Annotated in this window: 8 protein-coding genes and 1 pseudogene; 3 read left to right on the top strand and 6 right to left on the bottom strand. The window is 53.0% G+C overall.

From position 1 onward, the window contains the following. Nucleotides 1-91: 91 nt before the first annotated feature. The 5 genes from GS630_RS15230 to GS630_RS15250 all read right to left on the bottom strand — a co-directional run bounded on the left by GS630_RS15230 (nt 92) and on the right by GS630_RS15250 (nt 5,016). Nucleotides 92-916, bottom strand: coding sequence for an HlyD family secretion protein (locus GS630_RS15230; RefSeq protein ID WP_171621418.1), 825 nt, complete (start codon nt 914-916; stop codon nt 92-94). Nucleotides 917-951: 35 nt separating this feature from the next. Further along, nucleotides 952-1,707: a transporter gene (locus GS630_RS15235; protein ID WP_253282849.1), complete on the bottom strand. Its 756-nt coding sequence runs from the start codon at nt 1,705-1,707 to the stop codon at nt 952-954. A 135-nt stretch (nt 1,708-1,842) separates the two neighbouring features. Next, nucleotides 1,843-2,922 carry an ABC transporter substrate-binding protein gene (locus tag GS630_RS15240; RefSeq protein ID WP_171712107.1) on the bottom strand — a complete coding sequence of 360 codons (1,080 nt, stop codon included), beginning with the start codon at nt 2,920-2,922 and terminating at the stop codon, nt 1,843-1,845. A 55-nt stretch (nt 2,923-2,977) separates the two neighbouring features. After that, nucleotides 2,978-4,744: a sulfatase-like hydrolase/transferase gene (locus tag GS630_RS15245; protein WP_171621488.1), complete on the bottom strand. Its 1,767-nt coding sequence runs from the start codon at nt 4,742-4,744 to the stop codon at nt 2,978-2,980. A gap of 20 nt (nt 4,745-4,764) precedes the next feature. Further along, nucleotides 4,765-5,016 carry a hypothetical protein gene (locus GS630_RS15250; protein WP_171621489.1) on the bottom strand — a complete coding sequence of 84 codons (252 nt, stop codon included), beginning with the start codon at nt 5,014-5,016 and terminating at the stop codon, nt 4,765-4,767. A gap of 138 nt (nt 5,017-5,154) precedes the next feature. Here GS630_RS15250 and GS630_RS15255 point away from each other — a divergent pair, with 138 nt between their 5' ends. Next, nucleotides 5,155-6,513, top strand: a complete 1,359-nt coding sequence (locus GS630_RS15255; protein ID WP_171238757.1) for a tetratricopeptide repeat protein — start codon at nt 5,155-5,157, stop codon at nt 6,511-6,513. Between the two features lie 45 nt (nt 6,514-6,558). Here GS630_RS15255 and GS630_RS22645 read toward each other — a convergent pair. Beyond that, nucleotides 6,559-7,506: pseudogene (locus tag GS630_RS22645) on the bottom strand (formylglycine-generating enzyme family protein). A 488-nt stretch (nt 7,507-7,994) separates the two neighbouring features. Between GS630_RS22645 and GS630_RS15265 the strand changes: the two are divergent. Together GS630_RS15265 and GS630_RS15270 are read left to right on the top strand one after the other, a co-directional pair. Beyond that, nucleotides 7,995-9,668, top strand: coding sequence for an alkaline phosphatase family protein (locus GS630_RS15265; RefSeq protein WP_171621490.1), 1,674 nt, complete (start codon nt 7,995-7,997; stop codon nt 9,666-9,668). Nucleotides 9,669-9,994: 326 nt separating this feature from the next. Continuing rightward, entirely contained in the window at nt 9,995-10,702 is a 708-nt protein-coding gene (locus GS630_RS15270) for an IS6 family transposase (RefSeq protein ID WP_171180486.1), read from the top strand. The last annotated feature ends 10 nt before the right edge of the window (nt 10,703-10,712 follow it).

Raw genomic sequence — 10,712 nt, forward strand, 5'->3', positions numbered from 1 at the left:
CCGCCTCTTGCGTCGACAGAGCCCTCGCGCGTTCCTGGTGGAATGGAAAGAATAACTGCATCAAACTCGTGCCCAGGCAGCGTTCCTAAAGCTACGCGAACAGTATCGCCTGCAACAACATTGCCAATGCTGCTTGTGGTAGTCGAGCAACTAATATCCGATCGTCAGGGATGACAAAGTTAATCGCGCCCTGAAGTGTGGTGACGCGATTACCCACGCGCAGCGACAAACCCGTTACAATACCATCGGCTGGCGCACGGACGACGGTTTGTTTAAGCGCCCATTCCGCCTGCGCAAGGGCTTCTCGAACTTCGACAATGCCAACATCCACTCCATCAATCTGAGCTGCAATCCGTCGCTCTAGACTGGCTTTCCGGGCTTCGGCCGCGCGGAGATTCGCTTCTAATTGCTCGATCGTAGAGACCGCTTCTTGCAATTGAAATTCAGCCGAAGCGCCGCGTGTTGTGAGTTCAATTATGTCATCGCGTCGTTGTATTCCGAAAGCCAGTTGAGCGTTGAGCGAGGCGATCTCGGCCGTCGAAGCTTGCAGATCGGTAATGAGCTGATCAGCAGACGCTTCAGCAGAGGCCAAAGACGCCTTTAGGCGCGCAACCTCTGCGGCCTGCGTGGTGTCATCGATACGGAAAAGCACATCACCTTCTGATACGCTTTGGTTGGCTTCGACCGCGACTTCGACAACCGGACCCGCCACATTCGGAGCAATGTTGATGACCGGGCTCTGAACCGAGACAGGACCCGAGGGGGTTGTATGGTTCAATGCTCCAATCACTACAAGGGCGATAATAAGTGCGCCGCCATAAATGATGGTTTTGAAAAATCCGTTCCACGGCAGGAGCTTGAGCTTGGAAAACACAAGCCAGGCCAGGCCGAAGTACAGTCCAAGTACGATTAGCATTTACGAGTTCCTCACACTAGCAGGTATTACACCGATCATTTTGGGAAGAGAAACGTTGCACCAATTGTGGCGCCCCAGTCCTCAGGACCGTTGTCAGGCGCAGTAACCCATTTTCTCACGCCAGCCGAAAAACTGATCCGTCGCACGCCGAATGCGACCACCTTTTTGACTTGTAGATTGATCGGGACCGACCATTCGTCTTCTTCCCAATCGTACGTACTTTCAGTGTTAATTACGAAAGTCCACGCATTTGGGGTTGTATAGTTTAGAAAGGGTTGGAGGAACGTATCGCTTTGCTCCGTCTCCGCATTTGCGATGTCCCATGTGTGACTGGCGAGTAACCCAATTGTCCACGGACCAGGTTGTTTGAGCGCGAGGCCTGTAATGCCAGCCCCCCATTCGTTTCGCCCGATGCCGTTAGAGGAAGAAGTCGGTATTTGTAAAATTGGGCCCAGCCCCCAGATGATCCCGGCAGGGGTCGGTTCCTTTGGAGAAAAAAAGAAACTCGCTTGGATATCGCTAACCCCTCTGTCAGAGCCTCCAGGAGCGACATCGTCTAGACCAACGTACGGAATAATTGTGCGCGTGATAAGGTTCCATTCATTGTTCAGACTGAATGGAATGACGGGCTTTATGGTGAATGTGTCTCGCGTACCTTGACCATCTGATCCCAAGTTTTCATCATACTTGTATTCGAATGGTACGGAAATCAAAGCGGCAACAGGGTTAGCTAGTTGCTTCGCCAGTTCCTCGTCCGTTTCTGATACAGATGCCGTTGCGGAAAAGATCAACAAAATCGATCCCGTACGGATACCATGAAATCTCATTTTGCCCTTTATTATTTGATGTTTCGGGAGCCTGATGAAATGGCTGCAGTACGGTACCCTTTCGTCTGCCAGCACTGCGTCTGCTTGTGCGGCGTCGGCTCAGACATCGTTAAACCCCAGCGAAGAACCGAGAAACACCTCCTCTGACGTGAGTACCCGTGACGCCAACCCTTGTCGATGCGAATAGGCAAACATCGTCTCGAACGTTTTGCGGTTCGCCTCAAACCCATAAGGATAATAGTTGCGTCCCATCAGTGCCCGCGTGTCTTCGACCTCGGCTGCGTACCAGGGAAGCATATCCGTGACCCATGTGAGACGATCTTGCTTACGATATGCAACTTGCTTCGCTTCGACATAGGCGTCGAATACTGCCTTTGGGAGCCACGGATGCTCAATTGCCACATCCCGCCTGATCGCAAGCACATGCATGATCGGGAAAATGCCTGTGCGTTGGAAGTAGTCCTGTTCCACGGCACGTGTGTCGTCAAAGAGTCGAACGACCCGCGGGTCGCCTTCAATAAATGCCGCAGGTGCTGCCGCATGGATCAAAGCATCCACCTCCCCGGTAAGCAGTAACTCGGATTCATCTAACCCAGCGGTGCCTGACTCGATTGAAACACCTTCAGGATTGACTTGCTCCTGCGCCGAAATTGCACCGGCTTCAGCGGCAGAACTGTCCTTGTTGGCGATCACCCAAGTCATGTCTGATGGTGCTATGCCGTATTCGTCTTCTAGGATTCCACGGATCCAGGTAAGTGATGTCGAAGAGTATCCGGGCGTTCCAACGCGCCGACCTTTGAGATCTTCCGGCTTTTCAATACCTGCACTTGCACGGACGAAAATACTCTTGTGTCTGAACTGGCGCAGTAGAGGAATAGGCAAAAGCGCGTAGCCCCTGAAGTCATCATTCGCATGTGCCAGCATAAAGGGGTGCAGTCCCAACTCGGTAACTGCGCGATCACCTTGTCCGGAAAACGCTCGCGTGTTCATGTCACCAATCGCATCCTGAACAAACGTCGCTTTCACGCCTTCGATTTGCACTCGTCCGTCGAAGAGTGCCGCCGTGCGATCCAGCAGATAGCTGGACACTGTGATTGGCAGATCGGCAGCTTGTGCCTTCGCAATCCAAGGTGTCGCGAGCGCAGTCGCGCCGTATTGCAAAAACTTGCGTCGATACATTTCAGGTAACTTCGTCTGGAGCCCCGACGCACCAATGCGCCGGGGCGGGTACCTTTTATTCACCCAAGTTGGGATCACCTGCCGGGTCGAAGGGCAGTTCGTCCAAGTGCTCAATGTACTCGAGCGGATCGAATGGCAAATCTCCGAGAACCAATTGCGGGTCCTGCTCGCGCTTCAACTGCTCGGACGCATTTGAGATACCGGTCCACGGAATACCGTGCGTTTCCGGACGATCAGGATAACGTTCTTTCCACAGATCGTGGCGTAGACGCATCCGGTTGAACGGTCGCTTGAGGTGGATCAGATTGGTCAGCATCGGCTGTACTTCGCGCGGATCGGACGGCAGGAAGTAGAAGGCCGCTGGAATGCCGCTGGCGTCCCCAACCGGGTCGGGCGAAATGAAGTGCCGCTTGTAGTCGCCTTTCACAATCGCACCCAGCATTGGCCCGGCATAGGTGAAGGTGTAGTCGCGCCGACTGTGGCCATCCCCATTCAGCAACAGGGATGTCTGATCCAACCCATCGATCACGCGATCCGTTGGGATGTTGTCCATCGCGCCGCCAAGGCTTGCGAAGGTTGTGAAGAGATCAGTGATATGGATCATGTCGCCGGGCAAGGAACCCGGTTCGATCATGCCGGGCCAGACTGCAAAAGCCGGAACCCGAACACCACCCTCAAGGAAATCACCCTTGCCGCCACGGAAGATTGTTTCGGCGAAGCCGGTGCCCGGAGGCGGGTTGTGCGACATTGGCCCGTTGTCGGCCATCGCGACAATCAGCGTGTTTTCGGCGATCCCCAGCTCTTCGAGCTTAGAACGAATATCAGCGATCATCGGATCGACTGTGCATTGCAACCCGTTTTGCAAAAGTGCGCGCGCGCGTGTGCACTTGCGGCGGATCGGCATGAAGTTCGCCATAATCGGCCAATTCGCCACATAGAACGGTTCCCCATCTTCTACACTGCTTTCCATAAAGGCAAACATACGATCGAGCCCTTCGGCATCGATCATTTCGTAGGTTTCGGTGGTATTATCCCGCCATTGAAGAGTTTCCCCACCTTTGGTGCCCTCGGCGACCATCACCCAGTCCTTGGTGACGAAGGTATCGTCAAGTTTGTAGGGGTTTTCTACCAGCATGTCCTCAAACAAGCCGATGGAGGCGTTGCCCTGCTCTGCCTCACGAGTGTTGAGCGACAGGATTTGGTTGTAGCCAGTGAAGAGCGCCTCGTCGAAGCCTTGATTGTGCGGGTAGCTTTGTTCAATGTCTCCAAGGTGCCACTTGCCGTAGAAAGCAGTTTTGTAGCCGGCGTCGCCAAGCACTTCGGCCATCGTCACTTCATCAGCATGCAAACCGTGGCTCTCCTGCAGCATCCCGATGTTGTACATACCTGACCGGATTGCCATCCGGCCTGTGGCGGCAGCAGCCCGACTGGGTGTGCAGCCCACTTCGGTGTACATGCGCGTGAACATCATGCCTTCTTCGGCAAGTGCGTTGATGTTCGGCGTGTCTAAGCCCCTCACGGCTTGAATTGCCGGGATGCCAAGATCGCCGTAAGCTGTATCGTCCCACATGATATGGATAAGGTTGGGCTTCGTGCCAAAGCGCTGTTCAAGTTCTGCAAGGCGCGCTTTCAGTTGCTCGTCTTCGGCAGCCCAACGCGCACCATTTTGTGCCTCAAGAACATAAAACTCCGCATCATGCACGATCTCGCCTGCAGCTTCTTGCGCAACGGTGGGAAAGGCCATTGCGGCACCGACGGTCAGTGCTGCACTCGATCGCAGCGCAGTGCGGCTCCATTGATTTACATTTCGCTTGAATATCAAAGATTTTCTCCCATTTTGGATCAGTTATTGGTCGTAGAGTGGAAGGTATTCACCCCACGCAGCTTTTGCTCAATTTCCAACCTCACCTCTTCAAGGCTTTGTTGAGCTTGTTTGGCTGCCCATGTGTCGCTGTCTTTCATGGCGCAGGTCTGAAGTTCAGTCAGTTCTTCAAAGTCGTGGCAGGCCGCATCCAAACCTGGATGAACATGACGTAACCGAGCCAATTCATCGGAGGCCAACGAGAATGTTTTTGCAATAACGTCGTGGCTCACTAAGTTACCTTTCAAACGACAATAGCAGTGACAGCCACACATTCACACAGAGTAATATTGAACTCTACGCATTACACGGTGAAACGGGGTGAAACGTGAGACTGTCAAACGGAAGTCAACCAGTGCTTGGTGGAAGGTATGGCGGCAAAGGCTGACCCAAGAACAGTAGATGACCGCGATATCAACAGAGCGGTTGCCACATTCTTAAAAACGGATCGAATGAGCCGATCTGAGCGGCTGAGCGCGTTTCTGTCCTATGTCACCTTGGAAACACTTTCCGGTAGGGGCCAAGACATACGCGCAAAAACGATCGCCCAGGATGTCTACGGGCGCGATCCCTCCAGCAAGGATTACAGCGAAAACGTCGTTCGTGTGGATGCCCGACGACTGCGACGATTGTTGGAGGAGTATTATTCCGGTGAAGGTTCAGGTGCCGAAATCCGCATTAAGATGCCCACCGGCAGTTACGCACCGAAATTCGAGTATTATAAGACTTCAACGGTTGCGGCCAATGAGACCCTCGGTGGCAGCATCGTGCAACGAAAAGATGTCGTAAAGTTTGGTTCGGCTGGTGCTGCCTTGGCTGTTACATTGGGCATCGGCATTTATGCGATCCAGAACGCCATCAAAGTCACATCACCGCCGCCTTCGTCAGCAGAAGCTGAACGCGTTGCGCTACTCAATCTTTCCGGCGCTAGCCTTCAGGCTGAAAACCTATGCCGTCAGGGTCGCAACTTGCTGTTTCCCATCGCGGATGCGGAGCAACAAAACTTGGCCACCGGCCTGTTCTACCGGGCGGTCGATTTGGATGCGGGTTATGCGTGCGGTTACGCAGGAGCTGCGCACAGCCTTGCCACGCAGTCCATGTTGGTTGGCGATAGTGCGGCAAAGAGAAACTTGCTCTTGGAAGCTCAACAGATGGCGGATAAAGCGCAGGCCATCAGCCCGACAGACGGTTGGGTCGTGTCAGGATTAGCTTGGGTTGCAGTTGCAGACGGCGATATAAAAAAAGCGTTCGAGCTATCGCGGCTGTCGGCCGAGTTGAGCCCAAACGACGGAAATGTTCTGGATTTTCACGGGGTCATTTCAATCTTTGCAGGTGATTATCAAGAAGCGCGCCGCGCCGCCGATCCCGAGCGAGAGAGAGATACTCAAGGCCTGCAACATGCAAACCTTAATGTTTTTGGTGTCGCGAGCTATCACAATGGCAACTACTCAGAAGCAGTTGCCGCGTTTGAGAATGCCATCCGACTAGGCGAACCGGTGAGCGCACTGACACTCGTTTATCTCGCTGTGTCGCATCAAGCCAACGGTGAAGAAGCGGAAGCAAACAACTATGTGACAGAATTAGGGGATGGTTTTCCCGCTTTTCCTGTGAGAGCTGTATTGCAACGCCTTTATCCGGATAAGAACGTTTCGAATGGGGTCATCAGGCACTTGCTCGAGGCCGGATGGACGGAACAACAGGCTCAACGGCGAGAAGCGAACGACGGCTAAGTGTTGCCGGCACAATTGGGAATAAAAACGGCGATCGGCTGCCTCTCAATTCCCGGCATCGAACACTACACGAAACCCTTGGTGGGTCGTGGCGCTATCTGGCGAGTTTCCTGAACGCGCTGCGATTCTATATCGCCAACAATAGGTCGCGTGACAAAGAAAGGATCCGCCTTTCAAAAGCCGGAAGCCTTTCTTTCGGCTCATTTTCTCGCGCACGCTTTTCTTCAAGGAAGGAATTCGGAAAGGATCTGCAGTCCATTCCCAGACATTACCAATGACGTTGTAGAGACCGTATCCGTTCGGTTCAAAGGAGGCTGCTGGGGCTGTTGTTTCATAGCCATCGGCGACTGTATTTCGGCGCGGAAATTTTCCCTGCCATATATTGCACGGGAAGAAGTTATCATCGTTTGGATCTTCGTCTCCCCATGGGTATTTTACGTCCTGTAAGCCGCCACGGGCCGCATGTTCCCATTCGACTTCTGTCGGCAGTCTGCCACCGGCCCAGCGCGCGTACGCTCTCGCATCATTCCATGAAACTTGAACCACAGGGTGATCCGGGAACCAAGCCGTTTCAAAGGTACCCGGTCCATTCACATTGCGCCAGTTTGCCCCTTCAATATGTCGCCACCACTAGGTGCCTTCCACACCAAGCGGGCTGTCGATACCCTTTGGCACATTGAGCCAAAAAACAAAGGACCAACCAATGCGTTCGGCTTCGGTCACATATCCAGTGTCCTCGACGAATTCTTGAAACTGCGCGTTCGTGACGGCTGTTTCACCGATCCGAAATTCTCTCAGGGGCTTTGCTTTCCCCTTGCGCAGTTCCTCGCCGTCGTCAGGCATCAGCGGCCGCACAGTTCCAGTTATTGGAATGCCACTTGGTATCAGCGATGTCCCTTCAAATCTTGGCACCTCCGCCTTCGCCACATTAGGCGTCGCAACCTTACTGTACGTGCCCTTAGAGTTCGGAACGCAACACACCTGATTTTCCATTGGTGTTAATCTACTTTCTATGCGCCGTGTGTGCGCAAGCTATTTCGCACAATGTCTGAAACAATACTCAGGTCTGTGCAATTTCGACATTAATCGAATTGCTTGCGCGCAAACTAACTCGCAACTGCCTCTAGTATTCTCGCGCAAGGACAAAAGGTGCACGATTCCAATTATCCAACTGGGCGTCTCCAAAAACTTATGCACTTTCCCGTATCGGCGACTTTGGAGCCAGTCGGTTGCACAGCGAAAGCGCGGCTTGGACGATGAGAGAATAGCAGCTCGTTAATGGCTGCTTTTTGGTAAATCACACTGCATAGCTGCGTTCGTATCTGCGATCTGGCTGGCGCGTTGTAGCGAAGTTCGCAGTATCAGCCTCAGGCTGCTTTGTCCGAAAGTAGAAGTTTAAAAGATCATCTTTTCTGACCTTAGGTAGCCGGTGGACGTTGATGCTGGTATTCAGAGCATCAGGTCGTCCTATGAGGTAATAAATGCAGCGATCACTGGCGTTAGTCTCAACCATCATCCTATCAATTTCCACGACGGCAGCCAGTGCGACGGAAGACATCAGACTTGTTGTGCAAATCACAGTTGATGGGCTGCGCGGAGACTTGATTTCTCGTTATGAGGCCTCCTTCGGCGAAGCCGGCTTTAAAAGACTTATGGAAAGCGGAGTCTGGTATACCGACGCTCATCATCGTCACGCCAACACCGAAACCATTGTTGGTCACGCGACCCTCGCGACAGGAGCCCATCCCTCTGAACATGGAATGATAGGCAATGCCTGGTTCAACAGGGCTGAAGAGCGATTGGGTTATAATATTGAAGATCCGGACTACCCGATGTTGCCAGTTCCTGGCTTCGGCGGAAACGTTGATCAAGTCGATCCGACACAAGCCGCTGCTGCGACTTCGGGCCGTTCTCCCGTTAACTTGTTGGCGACGACGTTTGGAGACGAGTTGGTGAAAGCAAATGCGGGCCGATCTAAGGTTTTTTCCGTATCTGGTAAAGACCGTTCGGCGGTTGCAATGGCGGGACATTCTGGAAAGGCTTTTTGGCTGTCGGCGGCCACAGGAGCCTTTGAAACAAGTGAATTTTACTACGATGCGTATCCTGATTGGGTTCTCGATTGGAATTCAAAACGCCCCGCTGACGCGAAGATCGAAAGTGAGTGGTGGCCCGAGTGTTCAGACGCGCCTTACCTCATGGAAAGAAAGGAACGCTCCTTTGTAACCAACCTTGGCACGTTCGGTCGCACCTTCCCCCATTTCTATGGGACTCCGGACGACGGGCTCTATTACACGCAGGTTTTATTGTCGCCGCATGGGGACCGGATCACGGCCGACTTCGCGAAAACCGTGGTCAAAGAGGAAGGGCTCGGTGATGACGAATGGCCCGACTACCTAAGCGTCAGTTTTTCAGGTGTAGACGCAACCAACCATTTCTTCGGAGCATCTAGCCTAGAAAATGAAGAAATGGTGCGTTGTTTGGATGAGACATTGGCAGATTTCTTTGAGTTTATGGATCGAGAGGTTGGGCGTGCGAATGTGCTTTACGTGCTTTCTGCCGATCATGGGATGCCGGAAGCGCCAGAAGAGATGGCCGAAGCCGGGCTTTCGACACTCCGAAACTCCACCGAAGCATTGATGATGGATGTGAACTCGGTGATCGCCGATGAGTTCGGAGTGGAATCCGCAATACAATTCTTTTTTCGTCCTTACGTTTATCTGGACAACGTCGCGATTGAAGCATCGGGCACCGACCGGCGCGTAATCGAAAAACGTATCGCCGAAAAACTGATGGCTGCATCTGGCATTGAACTTGCAATGCCAACCGAACCGCTTGCTGAACAGCGAGGGCATACCCTTGAGGAGCAGATCCGGCGAAATTATCACCCAACGCGCTCCGGCGACATTTATGTTGTGCAAACGCCTTATTCTTTTCTCTTTGAGGATGGTCCAATTGCCGTGATGCACGGATCGCCTTGGCGCTATGACACGCATGTTCCAATCATCTTTGCTGGTCCAGGCATCAAGCCGACTCGCGTAAGCCGCCCTGTCTCCACGGTGGACGTGGCCGTCACTCTAAGCACTATTTTAGGTATCAGCCAACCTAGCAGTGCTTCGGGTGAAACATTGAGCGAGACTGGTGTCACAGATCCATAAGTGGTCTTGTTTTTTTCGGATACCGGTCTGTTAAGCGTGTCGCTATGGTTGACTGTGATCTTTGGCCTAGGCTCCCGAGTTTGGCGAGATTTGGAGAACGACCTCAGCGAACGTCAGGTTTGTCCGCAAAGCGGTCTTTCGCAGAAACTGTGCGAACGTTTGCATCGAGCCCAAAGCTACCGCTCAAAATCGCCGTAATCTTTTTCTCCTGAAGCCCATTCGGCCTTTGAACCAAAGGTAAATTCTTAGCAGTTAGTATTCAAAAAATGGGTCTTGTCAGACGAACTTTGGTTGAGCGGGGCAGGGGTGTTGCGTAGTTTTTGCCCATGACCAATCCGGCCTCTTTCAAGTACTTCAAAACCAGACCAGAGATCATCCGCCGTGCGGTGATGCTGTACATCCGTTTCCCTCTCTCGCTTCGGAATGTTGAAGACCTGCTGCACGCACGAGGCATCGACGTGAGCCACGAAACTGTCCGATATTGGTGGAACAGGTTTGGCCCGATGTTTACTGCTGAGATCAGACGAAAGCGTGTTCAGCAGCAGCACGCATTCTCGAAATGGAAGTGGCACGTGGACGAGGTTTTCGTGAGGGTAAATGGCAAGCGGAATTATCTTTGGCGGGCTGTTGATCACGAAGGCGAGGTGCTGGAAGCCGTTGTTACCAAACGCCGAAACAAGCAGGCAGCATTGAAATTCCTCAAGAAATTGATGAAGCGACACGGAAAAGCGGAAAATGTCGTCGCGGATCGCTTCGCCTCATACAGAGCCGCGCTCAGAGAACTGGGTGCATTCGAAAAACAGCAAACGGGCAGGTGGCTCAACAACCGCGTCGAGAACTCGCACCTGCCGTTTCGACGACGCGAACGCGCGATGCAGCGTTTCAGGCGCATGCGAAGTTTGCAGAAGTTCGCCGCCGTCCATTCCTCCATCTACAACCACTTCAACCAGGAAAGATCGCTAGCCAGCCGAGACACCTTCAAGCTGACTCGCGCCGCCGCTCTTAGCGAGTGGCGTCAACTTTGTTCCGGATAGGTTCGCGGTT

Origin of the sequence: Ruegeria sp. HKCCD7303 (assembly GCF_013111185.1) — a bacterium.
Taxonomy (GTDB): domain Bacteria; phylum Pseudomonadota; class Alphaproteobacteria; order Rhodobacterales; family Rhodobacteraceae; genus Ruegeria.

Bases quoted from the DNA above. Each gene is read 5' to 3' on its own strand.
- GS630_RS15270 (WP_171180486.1), top strand. From the start codon at position 9,995: ATGACCAATCCGGCCTCTTTCAAGTACTTCAAAACCAGACCAGAGATC.
- GS630_RS15230 (WP_171621418.1), bottom strand. From the start codon at position 916: ATGCTAATCGTACTTGGACTGTACTTCGGCCTGGCCTGGCTTGTGTTT.
- GS630_RS15240 (WP_171712107.1), bottom strand. From the start codon at position 2,922: ATGTATCGACGCAAGTTTTTGCAATACGGCGCGACTGCGCTCGCGACA.
- GS630_RS15265 (WP_171621490.1), top strand. From the start codon at position 7,995: ATGCAGCGATCACTGGCGTTAGTCTCAACCATCATCCTATCAATTTCC.
- GS630_RS15255 (WP_171238757.1), top strand. From the start codon at position 5,155: ATGGCGGCAAAGGCTGACCCAAGAACAGTAGATGACCGCGATATCAAC.